The following is a 15,452-nucleotide window of genomic DNA, read 5'->3' as shown; positions in this document are numbered from 1 at the left end:
CTCACCAGCCCTTCGCGAGGCTCGTCTGCAACCGGGCGGCGCGGGCCGCCCGGAGCTGGAAGATCGTCTTCACCAGGGCAGGCGCGGCGATGAAGATGACGATGAGCGCCTGGAGCACGGTGACCAGTTCCAGCGAGATGCCGGAGTACGACTGCATCCGGTTGCCGCCGGCCTGGAGCGCGCCGAACAGCAGCGCGGCCAGCAGCACGCCCCACGGCTTCACGCGGCCGAGCAGCGCGACCAGGATGCCGTCGAAGCCGATCTGCGCGATCACCAGCGGGGTCAACGCGGTGGCGGTGGTGCCGAGCACCATGGTCGAGCCGCCGAGACCGGCCAGCATGCCCGCGAACACCATCACCAGCACGTACGTCTTCGTCACGCTGATGCCGGCGGTCCGGGCCGCGTCCGGGTTCGCGCCCACGGCTCGCAGCTCGAAGCCGAGCGTGGAGCGGTTGAGCAGCCAGGCGATGAACCAGGTGGCCGCCACCGCGAGCAGGATGCCGGCGTGCACCCGCAGGTCGTTGCCGAGCAGGCGGGGCAGCTGCGCGGAGGACTCGACCGGCTTGCTGATCGCGTCCGCCCGGTTCGGGTTCTGCACCCCGTTCTGGACGATGATCCAGGACAGGAAGTAGACCGCCACGTAGTTGAGCATGATCGTGTTGATCACCTCGTGCGCGCCGGCCCGTGCCTTGAGGATGCCGGGGATGAAGCCCCACAGCGCGCCGCCGAGCGCGCCCGCGATCAACGCGACCAGCAGGTGCAAGACGGGCGGCAGCGGCAGCGCGAAGCCGGCCACGGCGGCCAGGATGACGGCGATCGTCGCCTGGCCCTGGGCGCCGATGTTGAACAGACCGCCGCGGAAGGCGAGCGCCACCGACAGGCCGGTGAAGACGAGCGGCGCGGCGTAGGTGAGCGTCTCCGAGATCGGGCCCAGGGCGGCGGTGAAGCCGACCGCGTCCGGGTCGAAGATCGCGCCCTTGAACAGGTTCGCGTACGCCTCGCTGACCACAGTCCAGCTGGCGTTCAGCGCGTCGGTGGGGCGGGCGGTGATGTAACTGTAGGTGGCGAGCACCTCGGGGTCGGACACGATGATCAGCACCGCGCCGACCACCATCGCCAGCAGCACCGCGAGCACCGTCACGGTGAGCGTGTTGGCCGCCCAGAGGTTGTCCAGGAACATCCGGCCCATGCTGGGGCGGTTGTCCCCGGCCGGGTCCGGCTTCTTCGCGGTCGCGGTGGCGGGCACCGTCTGCTCGGTGTCACCGGCCGGCTGGGTCGGCGTCGCCCGGGCCTCGCTCAGCGACTCCTGCGCCTCGGTCGCCGGCTCCTTGTCCGGCGAGCCCGAGACGGGGTTCGGGTTGGTCATGCCTCGTCCTCGTTGCCAGGGCCGTCCCCGGTCGCGGTGGCGGCGTCCGGGGTGGCGGCGTCCGGGGTGATGCCGGCCATCAGCAGGCCGATCTCCTCGCGCGGGGTGTCCGGGCCGACGATGCCGATGATCCGGCCGCGGTACATGACCGCGATCCGGTCGGCCAGGCCGATCACCTCGTCCAGTTCGCTGGAGACCACCATGACCGCGGTGCCGATGTCCCGCTCGCGGATGACCCGGCTGTGGATGAACTCGATCGAGCCGACGTCCACGCCCCGGGTGGGCTGGGCGGCGATGAAGAGCTTCAGCGGCCGGGACAGCTCCCGGGCCACGATCACCTTCTGCTGGTTGCCACCGGAGAGCGTGCCGACCGCGGCGTCGGCCGAGGAGGTGCGGACGTCGAACTGCTCGATCCGCTCCCGCGCCGACTTGGCGATGGCGTCGGGCTTCAGCGACAGGCCCTTGCCGAACGGCGGCCGGTCGTAGATGTCCAGCACCAGGTTCTCCGCCACGGAGAACTCCTTGACCAGGCCGTCCACGCTGCGGTCCTCCGGCACGTAGCCGACCCCGGCGCGGAGCACCTTCTTGGTCGACCAGCCGTGCGTCGGCTCGCCGTCGAGGCTGATCGTGCCGGCGAGCACCGGGCGCAGGCCCATGATCGCCTCGATCAGCTCGGTCTGGCCGTTGCCCTGCACGCCCGCCACGCCGAGCACCTCACCGGCGTGCACCGTCAGGTCGACGCCGTCGACCGCGCGTACCTGCCGGTCGTCGTCCACGACCAGGCCGGCGACCTCCAGGATCGGCTTCCCCGGGGTGGCCGGCTTCTTGTCCACCGTCAGCCGGACGCTGCGTCCCACCATCAGCGCGGCCAGCTCGTCCCGGCTGGCGCTCGGCTCGGCGGTGCCGACTGTCCGCCCGCGCCGGATCACAGTGATCCGGTCGGCGATCGCCTTCACCTCGCCCAGCTTGTGGGTGATGAACACGATCGACTTGCCGGCGGCCTTGAGCGACCGCATGACGGTCAGCAGTTCCTCGGTCTCCTGCGGCGTGAGCACGGCCGTGGGCTCGTCGAGGATCAGCAGGTCGACGTCGCGGGTGAGGGCCTTGACGATCTCCACCCGCTGCTGGATGCCGACCGGCAGGTCCTCGATCACCGCGTCCGGGTCGACCCGCAGGTTGTACCGCTCGGAGACCTCGGCGACCTCGCGCCGGGCCCGCCGCCGGTCGAGGATGCCCGCGAAGGGCCCCTTGACCTGCTCTGCGCCGAGCATCACGTTCTCGGCCACGGTGAAGACCGGCACCAGCATGAAGTGCTGGTGCACCATCCCGATCCCGGCCGCGATCGCATCCGACGGGCCCTTGAGCTTCAGCGGCTTGCCGTCGACCAGGATCTCGCCCTCGTCCGGCTGGTAGAGGCCGTAGAGCACGTTCATCAGGGTCGACTTGCCGGCGCCGTTCTCGCCGAGCAGGGCATGGATCTCTCCAGGCTCCACCGTCAGGTCGATGTGGTCGTTGGCGACCAGATCACCGAACCGTTTGGTGATGCCGCGCAGTTCGAGTCTCAGCGCAACCTCCTGGAGTGCGAGCGATGGTGCAGCGTAGCGACCTGCCGCGCCGCCACCACGCCGGGTGGGGATGTTCGGGGGAGTCAAGCTGATCGGCCGTCCCGGCGCTGGGGGTACCTTCCCCGTTGCGCCGGGACGGCCGGATCGTCAAACCTGGTGCCCGCCGGCCCCCGCTGCCGATGATCGCACCGCGGCGGCCGGCGGGACCGTCACTTGGTCGGCTGGGCCTTCGAGGTGACGGTGATGGTGCCGGCGGCGATGTCCGCCTTGATCTTGTCGACCTCGGCCTTCAGGTCCGCCGGGACCTTGCTGTCGAAGTCGTGGTACGGGGCGATCGAGACGCCGTTGTTGGCCAGCGTGCCGACGAAGCCCGGGGTGGACTGGAGCTTCTCGCCACCGGCGGCCTTCAGCACGGCCTCCTTGACGGCGTCCGGGATGTTCTTGACGACAGTGGTCACGATCGCCGAGCAGTCCGGGGTGCTCTCGCAGCCGTCGATGTCGACCCAGACGACCGAGTACTTGCCGCCCGAGGCCTTGGCCGCGGAGGTGGTGCCGAGGCCGGCGCCACCGGCGACCGGCATCACGATGTCGGCGCCCTGCGCGACGAGCGCGTCGGAGACCTTCTTGCCCTCGTCCTGCTTCTCGAAGGAGTTCGAGAACGAGCCCTTCTGGGCGGCCTTGTCCCAGCCCAGCACCTGGACGTTCTTGCTCTTGGCCTTGTTGTAGTACGCGACGCCGTCGGCGAAGCCGTCCATGAAGATGGTGACCGGCGGGATCGGAATGGCGCCGTAGGTGCCGACCTTGCCGGTCTTGCTCATCCCGGCGGCCAGGTAGCCGGCCTGGAACGCGGCCTGCGCGGTGTCGAACTGCATCGGGTAGACGTTCGACACACCCGGGTTGGCGTCGACGATGCCGAACTGCTGGTTCGGGTTCTTCTCAGCCGCCGCCTTGGTGGCGTCCGACATCAGGCCACCGACGGCCAGGATGAAGTCGCACTTCTGGTTGACGAACCCGGTCAGGTTGACCTCGTAGTCCGCCTCGGCCTTCGACTGGACGTTCTTGATCTCGATCTTGTCGTTCTCCTTCTGCGCCTCCTGGAGGCCCTTCCAGGCCGAGGCGTTGAAGGACTTGTCGTCGATGCCGCCGACGTCGGTCACCATGCAGGCGCTGAACTTCTTGCCACCGTCGCCGCCGGCGTTGTTGTCGTCGTCCGGAGCCTCACCACACGCGGCAGCGCCCAGCACGAGTCCACCCGCCACGATGGCGGAGGCGATCCGCATCCCACGCACAGAGCGCAAGACGTCTCCTTCCCCTTGCACACCGCGTCGTGCACGGTGTGCAGCCCTTCGCCGGCCTGCGGTGTGCCGCCGGCGTCCCACGTTACGGACGGGAGCGTACGCCCGCGCCCACCCACCGGCCGACAATCGTGCACGACTGTTGAGCGTCCGTTACCCCGGTGTAACCCTTGCGTGGGGCACATCACTTCTCATGCCCGGTAGGCGTACGCGGTGGTGTCGCGAACGTCCGTTTTCCCGAGCTTCCCCCGACTCCTGGCGAACTAACGCCAGAACACCGCGACGGCAGCGTTGACCAGCGTCAACCCGACGATCGCGAGGAAGTGGCCACGGTTGACGGCCTCCCGCTTACGGGAGAAGAAGACCATGACGAAGATGAGCAGCGCGAGCACCAACTTGGTAACAAGTTTCGCCGGGGCCGGCTCGTCCCCGTCCCGAAGCGGAGCGGACAGCCCGATGCCGGTGAGGATCTGGATGATCGCGCCCCAGAGCATGGCGGCGTTGATCCGCAGCCGGCCACTGACGTACTGGGCGATCGCACCGCCGAGCAGCAGCGCGAAGCCGACCAGATGGACGTAGAGAAGAATCAGTCGAAGAGCTTCCACGCGGCCCATCCTCCCTCAGCAACGACGCAACGTAGTAGTCGCCCCGCCGGCCTGCCGTCATACCGTGACCTCCAGATGCAGGCCCGGTGACCACGGCAGGCGCTCGATCGACTGCCGGAGGCGCCAGGCTCACACCCAGCCGCGTTGGCTGGCATGGACCCCCGCCTGGAACCGACTCGCCGCCTTCAACCGTTCGGTGAGCGACGTCATCGTGCGTTGCACGCTCCGCACCGACATCGCGAGTTTGCGGGCAGCCGACTCGTCCGTGTGGCCGGCCGCCAGCAACCTGATCAACTCCCGTTCGTGCGGGGTGAGGCCCTGATCGTCGGGTGCCGTCTGCTCAGCAAAAGGGGTGGCCGTCCGCCAGATCTGCTCGAACAGCGCGACGAGCCCGGCCACGACACCGGGGCTGCGCAACTCCAGCGCTCCGCGCCGTGCGTCGTCCGGGTCGATGGGCACGAACGCGGTCTCACGATCCACGATGACCAGGCGCATCGGCAGTGTCGGCGCGGTACGCGACTCGGCGCCCAGGCTTGCCATGCGACGGGCATGAGCGAGAGTTGTCGGGTCGTTGCGGAAGCTGTCCTGGTAGACGTTGCGGATTCGCACGTCCCGCTGGAGCGCGAACTGGTTGAGCGGCCCCTCGGCCTCCAGGGTGTCCGCGCTCTGACCCCGGCCGGTGGTGAAGGACAGGCACTCGGCCCGCGCGCTGTGTGCGAGTTCCGCGAGGCGCTCCCGGACGGCGTCGATCCCGTCGAGAACGCGGCCTTCCCGTACCAGGTTGTGCTGGTCGTGGGCGGTGGCGATGGCGGCGATGGCAGCCCTGGTCGCCTCGACCTGCCGCTGTCGGACGGCGACATCGGCCTCCACCTTGGCCAGCAATGCCATCAGGCCGGCCTGGGGCCGCACCACCCGGGCATCGCCTCCTGCGGGGTCCAGCCGAATCAGAGCCAGATCCGCCAGGATATCCAACGCCTCGCGTATCTGGTCAAGCGGTGTGGCCAGATGCGCGGCCAGCCCTGCGACGTTCAGGTCCGGCCGGTCGAGCATCGTCCGGTAGACCATCTCGTGCTGCGCGGACAGACCTAACAGATCGAACATCGAGCCTCCCCGGGGACGGCCGGCGACACCTCATTCTGCCGTGCCGGGGATCTTCGCGGTGCCCCGCGAGGACTGCTGGCGTGATACCGCCGGGCGGAGTCGCGCCAGGCCGGATCCGATGACACGGGCCGACCGGACCGGGATGCTCGATTCAGGCCGACGCGAAAGCGCGCAGAGCCAAGCAACAAATCCCGAAAGACCGAGCCATTCCATTGGGAGGCAGATCACCGTGCGCGCAATTATCGCCGTACCTCGACGTTTCATCCTGGTCCTATTGCTCGCGCTGGCGGTTTCCGTCGCGCTGTTCATCGGCCAGGAATCGTTCAGCGCACTTGCCGAGGGATTCGGGTGGGGCACCCCCGGCCCCGTCTCTCCGGCCGGCGTCGAGACGCTCGGCGGGATCGACTCGCTTTCCCCGCAAGAGGGAGCGTGAGCACGATGATCGCGGCCTACCTCCGGATCGCACCGCTGACGACGGCGGCGTCCGTCGACCCGATGGCGCTCCGGGATCTGCTCTACGCCCAGTGCGGCCCCGGGAACGGAGTGGAGCACATCCGAGTACGTGCCGGACCACACGGCGTCGACATCATCGCTTTCATCGATGGCAACGACCCGGAAAGAGCAAATGAGGTTCTTCGACAGGTCGTCGAGAAGGCGATTACCGCCACTGCGTCGCTTCACCTCTGGCGAATGGTTTAGCGCACCGCACGATTTCGCTGATCAATCCCTCGAGTATCAGAACCCGTGAAAGGTGGAAGAACATGTTGATTCGACGAATCACCGCCATGACGCTCGGCGTCACCCTCGCTGCCGGGCTCGGTCTGGCGGCCGGCGTCGGTGTCACAGTCGCCGGCGCTCCGCAGGCGGCACACGCCGCGTCGAGCGTCGGTGGTCAGATCAGCCGCGACGAGATCATGAGCCGGGCGCAGTACTGGTACGACAACCGCGGCAGCATTCCCTACAGTCAGAGCGGCTGGTACCGCGACCAGGGCGGTAAGGACTACCGGACCGATTGCTCCGGGTACGTCTCCATGGCCTGGCATCTCTCCGCCTCGGCCTGGACCGGCAACCTCGGCAAGGTCGCCACCCAGATCAGCAAGACCAGCCTGCTTCCCGGCGACGCCCTGAACTCGCCGGCCGAGCACGTCATCCTCTTCAAGCGCTGGATCAACCAGTCGACCGGCACCTTCGAGTACTACTCCTTCGGCTCGACGCCGGTCAAGATCGCGACAGATACCCTCACCGGCGGCTCGGACGGTCTCATCGACTCCCATCCCGCCAGCAACTACGTCGCACTCCGCTACCGCAACGTCATCGGCAGCGGCGAGACGCCGGTTCGTGACCCGTGGATCGCCGACGTGACCGGCGACGGCTTCCACGATCTGGTCGCCACCAAGTCCGACGGCAGCATGTGGCTGTTCTCCAACAACTACATCCGCGACGGTGCCACACCTTACGGCGATGTCCGCCAGATCGGCAGCGGCTGGGGCAACTACGAGCGCGTCATCAACGCCGACGCCAACGGCGACGGCTTCGCCGACATGCTTGGCATCAAGGCCGACGGCACCATGTGGCTCTTCTCCAACAACTTCGCCCGCGACGGCGGGGCGCCGTACGGCGATGTTCGCCAGATCGGCAGCGGCTGGGGCAACTACACCCGCATCATCGCCGCCGACGCCAACGGCGACGGCTTCACCGACATGCTTGGCATCAAGGCCGACGGCACCATGTGGCTCTTCTCCAACAACTTCGCCCGCGACGGCGGGGCGCCGTACGGCGACGTCCGCCAGATCGGCAGCGGCTGGGGCAACTACACCCGCATCATCGCCGCCGACGCCAACGGCGACGGCTTCACCGACCTGCTCGGCATCAAGGCCGACGGCACCATGTGGCTCTTCTCCAACAACTTCGCCCGCGACGGCGGGGCGCCGTACGGCGACGTCCGCCAGATCGGCAGCGGCTGGGGCAACTACACCCGCATCATCGCCGCCGACGCCAACGGCGACGGCTTCACCGACCTGCTCGGCATCAAGGCCGACGGCACCATGTGGCTCTTCTCCAACAACTTCACCCGGGACGGCGGGGCGCCGTACGGCGACGTCCGCCAGGTCGGCAGCAACTGGGGCGGCTACAACCGCATCGTCTAGTCCCTCGTGACAGGCAGGCGCGCCCGGCAACCAGCCGGGCGCGCCGCTTGTCCGTTCATGACCCGGACGGCCTCTAGTGCAGGCGCCAGACCTGGAAGGTGGGGCCCTCGGCGGGGAGGGTTACCTTGTTGTCGGCGTCGGGGTGGAGGGCGGGGGCGTCGCCGTAGACGTTGTCCCCGGCTCCCAGGCCGGTCAGGCGGACCGGGGCACCGGGCGCGCGGCGGGCCAGCACCAGCACCGTCGACGTGGGCGCCTCGCGCAGGAAGACGAGCGTGTCCGCGTCCGCGTGCACCCAGCGCAGGCCGCCGTGCCGCAGCGCCGGCTCGTCGCGGCGCAGCGTCAGCAACGACCGGTACGCCTCGAACGTGCGCCGGTCCCAGCTCTCCGGCCGGTGCCACGGCATCGGGGTACGCGAGCCCTCCCCGTTCGTACCGGTCAGGCCCAGCTCGTCGCCGGCGAAGACCACAGGCGTGCCGGGCATGGTGGCGAGCAGTCCGGCTGCCACCTCCTGCCGGGCCGCGTCGCCGACCACGGTGCGGATCCGGGCCGAGTCGTGCGAGCCGAGCAGCTGCCACGAGTGGGTGTACGACCGCCAGGACACCAGCGACCGGTAGGTGTTCATGGTGGCGAGCACCGCGCTCGCGTCGCGCCGCCGTACCCCGCCCGGGGTGCCGAGGAAGTTCGGCACCGGGTCGTCGCCGTGGCGCAGCCAGGACCAGACCGGGTCGGTGAAGCCGACGTAGTTCATCGTCCCGTGCCAGCCGTCGCGGTCCAGGTCACCTGTGTGGTCGTGGCCGTGCTCGGCGAGCAGCAGCCCGTCGGGCCGAGTTTCGGCCACCACCTCGCGCAGCAGCCGCGCCACCTCGTGGGTGTACGCGTCAGCACCCCGCCGCCCGGTCATGTTCGCCACGTCGACCCGCCAGCCGTCCAGCCCGTACGGCGGGCGCAGCCAGCGGCGCAGCAGCGAGTCGTCGGCGGTGGCGAACCGGCGGCGCAGCTCCGCGCTGCCCCAGTTCAGCTTCGGCAGCGACTTCACCCCGTTCCACGACTCGTAGTCCGACGGCTCCAAGTCGCCGCGCGTCGTCAGACGCGCCGAGTTGGAGTCGTCGTAGCCGGGCAGGTCGAAGTAGTACAGCTCGCGTTCCGGAGCGTTCACGTCGGAGACGGCGGCGGTGAACCAGTGGTGGGCGTCGCCGGTGTGGTTGCTGGTGATGTCGCCGAGCAGGCGCCAGCCCCGGGCGTGCACGGCGTCGGCGAGCCGGGCCAGCGCCGCGTCGCCGCCGAGCAGCGGGTCGACGGTGTCGAAGCTCGACGCGTCGTACCTGTGGTTGGAACGCGCCGGGAAGACCGGCGTGAGGTAGACGGTGTTGACGCCGAGCCGGTCCAGGTGGTCCAGGCGCTCGGTGACGCCGTCGAGGTCGCCGCCGTAGAACTGGCGGGGCGTCTCCGGGCCACGGCCGACGACCGGGGTGTCCCAGTCGCATCCGATGGCCCAGTCCGGCACGGTCCGGCCGTCGGCGGCGGCCGAGCGGGCGAACCGGTCCGGGAAGATCTGGTAGATCACCGCGTCGCGGGCCCAGGCCGGCGGCGGGGCGTAGCCGACCAGCTTGAAGTCGCCGTTGTCCGGCACGTCGTGGCCGGCCGGCCCGGCGGCGTTGAGCCAGCGGGTGCCGTGCGCGCCGTCGAGCAGGAAGCGGTAGTTGCTGACCGGGTTGCGGACCTCGACGTCGGCCCGCCACCACACGTCGCCGCCGTCGGTGCGGTCGATCCGCGCCTCGGCGAAGCGCGGCTCGCCGTCGCCGGTGGTGCGCACGTGCACCTGGGAGACGCCGGATCCGGCCGGTGCCCGGACGAAGACCGGCACGGTCTGCCCGAGCGCGGGCTCCTGCTCCGGGACGTAGGTCGCGGAGCCGTCGTGGTGCGGCTGAAGGGGCATGGTGCTGCCTTTCGCGTCGTACCGACAGGGAGAGGGGGCGGGCACCCGCCGCGGCCGGTTTCACCCGACCGCGGCGGTCCGCCCGAGAACCGCTCCGGTGTACGCCGACACGACGCCCTTGCCGCAGCGTGAGCCGAGGAGGCTCAGCCCTTGACCGCTCCGGAGGTGAGCCCGGAGACGATGTAGCGCTGGAGCAGTTGGAACACCAGCACCGTCGGGATCGCGGTGAGCAGCGTGCCCGCCGCGAACATCCCGAAGTTGTTGTTGCGCTCGCCCGCGACCAGGCCGAACATGCCGACCGCGAGGGTCTTCGACTCGGGTTCGGTGAGGAACACGTTGGCGATGATGAACTCGTTGATCGCCCCGATGAAGGCGAGCAGGCCGGTCACCGCCAGGATCGGCGCCACCAGCGGCAGCATGATCCGGAAGAAGACCTGCACGTGCGACGCGCCGTCCATGGTCGCCGACTCGTCCAGTTCCTTCGGCAGCGTGTCGAAGAAGCCCTTCATCAGCCAGGTGTTCGCACCGAGCGCGCCGCCCATGTAGAGCAGGAACAGGCCCCACGGGGTGTTGAACCCGATCGCCGGGTAGAGGTCGGTGAGCGTGGTGAAGATCAGGAAGATCGCCACGATCGCCAGGAACTGCGGGAACATCTGGATCAGCAGCAGCGCGAGCAGGCCGACCCGGCGTCCGGCGAAACGCATCCGGGAGAACGCGTACGCCGCGAGCGACGACAGGAAGATCGACGCGAAGCTGGCCACGCCCGCGAGCAGCAGCGAGTTGAGGAACCAGTGGCCGAACGCGGTCTGGTCGAACAGGTTCGTGAAGTTCTCCAGCGACGCGCCGGTCGGCAGCAGCTCGGTGGAGGAGAGCGTGCCGAGCGGGTTGAACGCCGCCGAGATCACGAACAGGATCGGGAAGAGGCTGAACGCCACCGCCAGCAGTCCGACCAGGTGCCGCCAGCCCACCTGCGCGAACCAGCGGCGGCGCGACCGGCGGACCGGCCTGCGGGTGGTCGTGGGCGTCTCCGCGATGGTCGTCACGAGTACACCTCCTCCTGCTTGCGGGTCCGCCGGAAACTGATCGCCGACACCGTCGCCACGATCGCGAAGATGAAGATCGAGACGGTGGCGGCCAGGCCGAACTCGGCGCCCTGTGCGCCGAACGCGAGCCGGTACGTGTATGTGATCAGCAGGTCGGTGGCGCCGTTCGTCGGGTTGTCCGGCGCGAACGGACCGCCCTCGGTGGTGAACAGGATCGCGTTGACGTTGTTGAAGTTGAACGCGAACGACGCGATCAGCAGCGGCGAGAGCGCCACCAGCAGCAGCGGCAGGGTGACCGCCCGGAACGACTGCCAGGGTGACGCGCCGTCGACCGACGTCGCCTCGGTCAGCTCCCGGGGGATGGCCTGCAACGCGCCGGTGGCGACCAGGAACATGTACGGGTAGCCGAGCCACAACTGCACCAGCAGCACCGCGATCCGGGCCGACCAACTGCCGCCGAACCAGTCGACGTCCAGCCCGAACAGGTCGTTGAGCAGGCCGAAGTCGGTGTTGAACATGTCCCGCCAGATCAGCAGCATGGCGAACGACGGCATGGCGTACGGCAGGATCAGCACCATCCGGTAGAGGTTGGTGCCGCGCATCCGGGGTGAGTGCAGCGCGAGCGCGATGGCCATGCCGAGCAGGAACGTCAGCCCGGTGGAGCCGATCGCGAACGCGAAGTTCCAGGCCAGCGTGCCGAAGAACGGCCCGGAGATGTTGCGGTCGGTGAGCACCGTGGCGAAGTTCTTCAGCCCGACGTCGACCTTCCAGCCCTGGGCGAGGCGCTCGCCGTCGGCGGCGACGAAGGAGCCGGACTTCTCGTCGGCGGTCCACGTCCTGCCGGTCTCGCTGTCCTTGACGCAGTCGCACGCGGCGTCGTACGCCCGGATGGCCTTGCCCTCGTACGCCCGGGTCAGGCCGTTGGAACGGATGGCGCCCTCGTCGGTGGGCACGACGAGCGCGGTGACGGCGTCGCTGCGGTTGCTGGCCTGCCCGATGTTCAGCAGGGTGTAGCCGTCCGCCGCGGTGATCTTGCCGCTGAGGCTGCTCACCTCGACGTCGGCGGCGTCGAGCTTGCGCAGCCCGCCCGCGTCGCCGGCGAAGACCTCCTTGGTCTTCGGGTCGCTGAGCAGGAAGGTCAGGGGGCCGGTCGCCGGGTCGCCCTTCGTGGCGATGGTGAGGTTGTACTCGGTCGAGCCGGGCACCTGCTTCACCGAGGCGGTCTGCACGGCGACGATCGCGTCGTCCTTGCTGCCGCGGTGGCCGTCGCCGAAGTTCGTGAACGCGGTGCTCGCGGTGTAGAGCACCGGGAAGACCTGGAACGCGATCAGGAAGAGCGTGCCGGGGACCAGGTACTTGGCCGGGATGTGCCGGCGGCTCAGGTAGAGGTAGAACAGGCCGGCGGTGGTGACCGCCAGGACGCCCAGCGCGAGCCAGTGCCCGGCCTCGATGAGCGGGAAGGCCGCCCAGATCGCGATCCCGGCCACCAGGCCGAGCAGGACCACCTTGACGACGAGGCCGGTCGCGGTGATCGGCGCGTGTTGCCGCGCGGTACGGGACGTGCGCGGGAGCCCACGGCGTACGGGCTCCCGGCCCGGGGTCGGTGGTGCAGACCCCGGGCCGGACAGCGGCGCGCTCATTACTTGATCTGACCCTGGATGGTCTTGCCGGCGGCCGTGATCGTCTTGGCCGGGTCGGCGCCGCCGATGATGGCGGCCTCCGCCTTGCCGAACGGGTCCCAGATCGCGGCCATGGCCGGGATCGCCGGGAGCACCTGGCCGTTCTTGCCGGCCTCGGAGAACTTGGCCAGGTCCGGGTCCTCGCCCTTGACCTGGTCGAAGGCGGCGGTCAGCGCCGGCGGGCGCGGCTCGGCCTTGTACAGCGCGACGGCCAGCTCGGGCTTGGTCACGTAGTTGGTGACGAACTCCTGGGCCAGGGCCTTGTTCTTGCCCTTGGCGGCCACGTAGAACGCCTGGACGCCCACGAACGGCTGGGCCTCCTTGCCACCGGCGAAGCCGGGGACCGGGGAGATGTCGTACGCGATGTTGGCCTTCTTGGCGTCGGCGACGGCCCACGGGCCGGAGACCAGGAACGCGCACTTCTTGCCGGTGAAGGTGGAGATGGCGTTCTCCGGGGTGATGGAGCGCTTCAGCGCGCCCTCGCCCTTCTCACCGAGCTTGGCGATCTTCTGGAAGGCGGCGATCGACTCCGGCTTGCCCACGCCCAGGTCCTTCGGGTCGTAGTCGCCGTTCGCCGAGGTGCCGAACAGGTAGCCGCCGCCCGAGGTGTACAGCGGGTAGATGTGGTACGCGTCGCCGTTCTGGCCGGACTGCAGGCACAGGATCTCGCTGGCCTTCTTCTCCGCCTTGAGCTTCTTGCCGGCGGCGACCAGGTCCTCGATCGTCTTCGGCGCCTCGGGGGCCAGCTCGGTGTTGCGGATCAGCGCGACGTTCTCGGTGGCGTAGGGCACGCCGTAGAGCTGGCCGTTGAACGTGACGGCCTTGACGGCGGTCTCGTTGAAGCCGGACTTCTGCTCGGCGGTGAGCTGCACCGGGTCGATGGCGCCGTTCTGGACCAGGTTGCCGATCCAGTCGTGCGCGCCGACCACGACGTCCGGGCCGCTGCCCTGCTGCGAGGCGGTGACGAAGTTGGTCTGCAGGTCCTTGGAGACGGCCTGGACCTCGACTGTCACGCCGTTCTCCTTGCCGAACTCCTCGGCGAACGGCTTGAGGGCGGCCGTGCGCTTGTCGTCGGCCCAGATGACCAGCTTGCCGCCGGTCGCCTTGGCGGACTCGCCGGCGGCCGGCTTGTCGTCGCTGCCGCTGTCACCACAGCCGGAGGCGGCGAGCGCCAGGCCGAGGACGGCGACCACACCCGCGGTACGGATGCGCATCGGTACTCCTGTCGTCATGGCGGCCCGCCGGGGGAAGGGCGGCCCGCCAGTGGAAACCTCTGAAATTTCTTGCTGACCGGCGCCGGGGTGCTGCGCCGCTGCTCTCGCATGTTGCGGGGACGTTAGCAAGGGGTTTCAGAGAATGGAAGGGTTTGCAGAAGTGTACGCAAGACTTTGCCGTTGGGCTAAAGTGCCGCACATGCGCGCTCGACTGTCCGACATCGCCCAACAGGCTGAAGTCAGCGAGGCCACGGTGTCGCGGGTGCTCAACGACCGCCCCGGTGTGGCCCCCGAGACCCGGCAGGCCGTCCTCACCGCCCTCGATGTGCTCGGCTACGAACGACCGGCCCGGCTGCGCAAGCGCAGCGCCGGGCTGGTCGGCCTGGTCGTGCCGGAGCTGGACAACCCGATCTTCCCGGCGTTCGCCCAGATCATCGAGTCCGCGCTCGCCCCCACCGGCTACACCCCGGTGCTCTGCACCCAGACGCCGGGCGGCGTCCGCGAGGACGAGTACGTGGAGATGCTGCTGGACCGGCAGGTCTCCGGCATCGTCTTCGTCTCCGGCCTGCACGCCGACACCGCCGCGGACCACGACCGCTACCGCACGCTGCTGGCCCGGCCGCTGCCGATCGTCATGATCAACGGTTACGCCCCGGGCATCCCCGCGCCGTTCGTCTCCTGCGACGACCGGGAGTCCGCCGAACTCGCGGTCGCCCACCTGGTCGCGCTCGGGCACCGCCGGATCGGCCTGATCACCGGCCCGGACCGGTTCGTGCCGGTGCAGCGCAAGGTCGCCGGCTACAAGGCCGCGATGGGGCGCCTGACCGATATCAGCGAGGACGAGCTGGCCGAGCTGACGGAGCTGTCCCTGTTCGGCGTGGAGGGCGGCGAGGCGGCCGCGGGCCGGCTCATCGAGCGCGGCGTGACCGGACTGGTCTGCGGCTCGGACCTGATGGCGCTCGGCGCGATCCGGGCCGCCCGCCAGCGCGGGCTGTCGGTGCCGGGCGACATCTCCGTGGTCGGGTACGACGACTCCCCGCTCATGGCGTTCACCGACCCGCCGCTGACCACAGTGCGCCAGCCGGTCGCCGCCATGGCCGTCGCCGCGGTGCGGGCCCTGGTCGACGAGATCAACGGCCACCCCTCCCCGAACTCGGAGTACCTGTTCCGGCCCGAGCTGGTGGTACGCGGCTCGACCGCGGTGGCCCGCCCCGTCGACCCCCCGAAGCGCCAGCGCTCCGCCCCCTCCCTCCCAGTCCCCGCCTGACCCGCCGCCTCCTCCCCGCCGCCTCCTCCCCGCCCCCCGCTCCCCGCCCCCCTTCTCCCCGTTGATCAAGGAGTTTGCGGCGGAGTCGATCTCCCTCCCGGACACAAACCCCTTGATCACCGCCTCTGGTCCCGGGCCCGGGCCGGGCCGGACCCGGGCCGAGGGGTACGGGCCGGACCTGGCGGGGGCGGGTGGGCGGTGGGGGTGAGTGGGTGGGCGTCCCGGGATGCGGGA

The 15,452-nt window shown here is 69.6% G+C and carries 13 protein-coding genes; 4 read left to right on the top strand and 9 right to left on the bottom strand.

The features are described from left to right. Position 1: 1 nt before the first annotated feature. The 5 genes from O7622_RS07985 to O7622_RS07965 all read right to left on the bottom strand — a co-directional run bounded on the left by O7622_RS07985 (position 2) and on the right by O7622_RS07965 (position 5,932). The gene (locus tag O7622_RS07985) at positions 2-1,366 is read right to left on the bottom strand and encodes an ABC transporter permease (protein WP_282312628.1); all 1,365 of its coding nucleotides are present in this window, start codon (positions 1,364-1,366) and stop codon (positions 2-4) included. Further along, the gene (locus O7622_RS07980; protein ID WP_348774056.1) at positions 1,363-3,018 is read right to left on the bottom strand and encodes an ABC transporter ATP-binding protein; all 1,656 of its coding nucleotides are present in this window, start codon (positions 3,016-3,018) and stop codon (positions 1,363-1,365) included. Before O7622_RS07980 ends, O7622_RS07985 begins: the two co-directional genes overlap by 4 nt. 122 nt (positions 3,019-3,140) lie before the next feature. Further along, complete coding sequence (locus tag O7622_RS07975; protein ID WP_282314080.1) at positions 3,141-4,211, bottom strand: BMP family ABC transporter substrate-binding protein; 1,071 nt, start codon at positions 4,209-4,211, stop codon at positions 3,141-3,143. A 278-nt stretch (positions 4,212-4,489) separates the two neighbouring features. Further along, complete coding sequence (locus O7622_RS07970; RefSeq protein ID WP_282312627.1) at positions 4,490-4,831, bottom strand: hypothetical protein; 342 nt, start codon at positions 4,829-4,831, stop codon at positions 4,490-4,492. A 129-nt stretch (positions 4,832-4,960) separates the two neighbouring features. Then, entirely contained in the window at positions 4,961-5,932 is a 972-nt protein-coding gene (locus O7622_RS07965) for a helix-turn-helix transcriptional regulator (protein WP_282312626.1), read from the bottom strand. Between the two features lie 118 nt (positions 5,933-6,050). Between O7622_RS07965 and O7622_RS07960 the strand changes: the two genes are divergently transcribed. The 3 genes from O7622_RS07960 (at position 6,051) to O7622_RS07950 (ending at position 8,079) form a co-directional block, all read left to right on the top strand. Continuing rightward, positions 6,051-6,365 carry a hypothetical protein gene (locus tag O7622_RS07960; RefSeq protein ID WP_282312625.1) on the top strand — a complete coding sequence of 105 codons (315 nt, stop codon included), beginning with the start codon at positions 6,051-6,053 and terminating at the stop codon, positions 6,363-6,365. A 5-nt stretch (positions 6,366-6,370) separates the two neighbouring features. Then, entirely contained in the window at positions 6,371-6,631 is a 261-nt protein-coding gene (locus tag O7622_RS07955) for a hypothetical protein (RefSeq protein WP_282314079.1), read from the top strand. A 62-nt stretch (positions 6,632-6,693) separates the two neighbouring features. Further along, positions 6,694-8,079: a tachylectin-related carbohydrate-binding protein gene (locus O7622_RS07950; protein ID WP_282312624.1), complete on the top strand. Its 1,386-nt coding sequence runs from the start codon at positions 6,694-6,696 to the stop codon at positions 8,077-8,079. Positions 8,080-8,152: 73 nt separating this feature from the next. Here the strand turns inward: O7622_RS07950 and O7622_RS07945 are convergent, their stop codons facing one another. The 4 genes from O7622_RS07945 to O7622_RS07930 form a co-directional block, all read right to left on the bottom strand. Beyond that, positions 8,153-10,015, bottom strand: a complete 1,863-nt coding sequence (locus O7622_RS07945; RefSeq protein ID WP_282312622.1) for a glycoside hydrolase family 13 protein — start codon at positions 10,013-10,015, stop codon at positions 8,153-8,155. Between the two features lie 143 nt (positions 10,016-10,158). Next, a complete protein-coding gene (locus O7622_RS07940) occupies positions 10,159-11,058 on the bottom strand; it encodes a sugar ABC transporter permease (protein WP_282312621.1) in 900 nt (299 codons plus the stop codon). Further along, on the bottom strand, positions 11,055-12,698 hold the full coding sequence (locus O7622_RS07935) for an ABC transporter permease subunit (RefSeq protein WP_282312619.1): 1,644 nt from the start codon (positions 12,696-12,698) through the stop codon (positions 11,055-11,057). Before O7622_RS07935 ends, O7622_RS07940 begins: the two co-directional genes overlap by 4 nt. Beyond that, positions 12,698-13,951, bottom strand: coding sequence for a maltose ABC transporter substrate-binding protein (locus O7622_RS07930; protein WP_282312617.1), 1,254 nt, complete (start codon positions 13,949-13,951; stop codon positions 12,698-12,700). Before O7622_RS07930 ends, O7622_RS07935 begins: the two co-directional genes overlap by 1 nt. A gap of 199 nt (positions 13,952-14,150) precedes the next feature. On the opposite strand from O7622_RS07930, the gene O7622_RS07925 reads away from it, so the two are divergent. Further along, positions 14,151-15,218 (top strand): LacI family DNA-binding transcriptional regulator, encoded by a 1,068-nt coding sequence (locus tag O7622_RS07925; RefSeq protein WP_282312616.1) that lies wholly within the window; start codon positions 14,151-14,153, stop codon positions 15,216-15,218. The last annotated feature ends 234 nt before the right edge of the window (positions 15,219-15,452 follow it).

The sequence above is a fragment of the Micromonospora sp. WMMD1076 genome (assembly GCF_029581475.1).
Classification (GTDB): domain Bacteria; phylum Actinomycetota; class Actinomycetes; order Mycobacteriales; family Micromonosporaceae; genus Micromonospora; species Micromonospora aurantiaca.
This window is presented reverse-complemented; position numbering and strand designations above follow the sequence as displayed.

What these genes read in the sequence shown, in the direction of transcription:
- O7622_RS07965 (WP_282312626.1), bottom strand. Translation starts at nt 5,932, where the DNA reads ATGTTCGATCTGTTAGGTCTGTCCGCGCAGCACGAGATGGTCTACCGG.
- O7622_RS07955 (WP_282314079.1), top strand. Translation starts at nt 6,371, where the DNA reads ATGATCGCGGCCTACCTCCGGATCGCACCGCTGACGACGGCGGCGTCC.
- O7622_RS07930 (WP_282312617.1), bottom strand. Translation starts at nt 13,951, where the DNA reads ATGCGCATCCGTACCGCGGGTGTGGTCGCCGTCCTCGGCCTGGCGCTC.
- O7622_RS07945 (WP_282312622.1), bottom strand. Translation starts at nt 10,015, where the DNA reads ATGCCCCTTCAGCCGCACCACGACGGCTCCGCGACCTACGTCCCGGAG.
- O7622_RS07960 (WP_282312625.1), top strand. Translation starts at nt 6,051, where the DNA reads ATGACACGGGCCGACCGGACCGGGATGCTCGATTCAGGCCGACGCGAA.
- O7622_RS07935 (WP_282312619.1), bottom strand. Translation starts at nt 12,698, where the DNA reads ATGAGCGCGCCGCTGTCCGGCCCGGGGTCTGCACCACCGACCCCGGGC.
- O7622_RS07975 (WP_282314080.1), bottom strand. Translation starts at nt 4,211, where the DNA reads ATGCGGATCGCCTCCGCCATCGTGGCGGGTGGACTCGTGCTGGGCGCT.
- O7622_RS07925 (WP_282312616.1), top strand. Translation starts at nt 14,151, where the DNA reads ATGCGCGCTCGACTGTCCGACATCGCCCAACAGGCTGAAGTCAGCGAG.
- O7622_RS07985 (WP_282312628.1), bottom strand. Translation starts at nt 1,366, where the DNA reads ATGACCAACCCGAACCCCGTCTCGGGCTCGCCGGACAAGGAGCCGGCG.
- O7622_RS07950 (WP_282312624.1), top strand. Translation starts at nt 6,694, where the DNA reads ATGTTGATTCGACGAATCACCGCCATGACGCTCGGCGTCACCCTCGCT.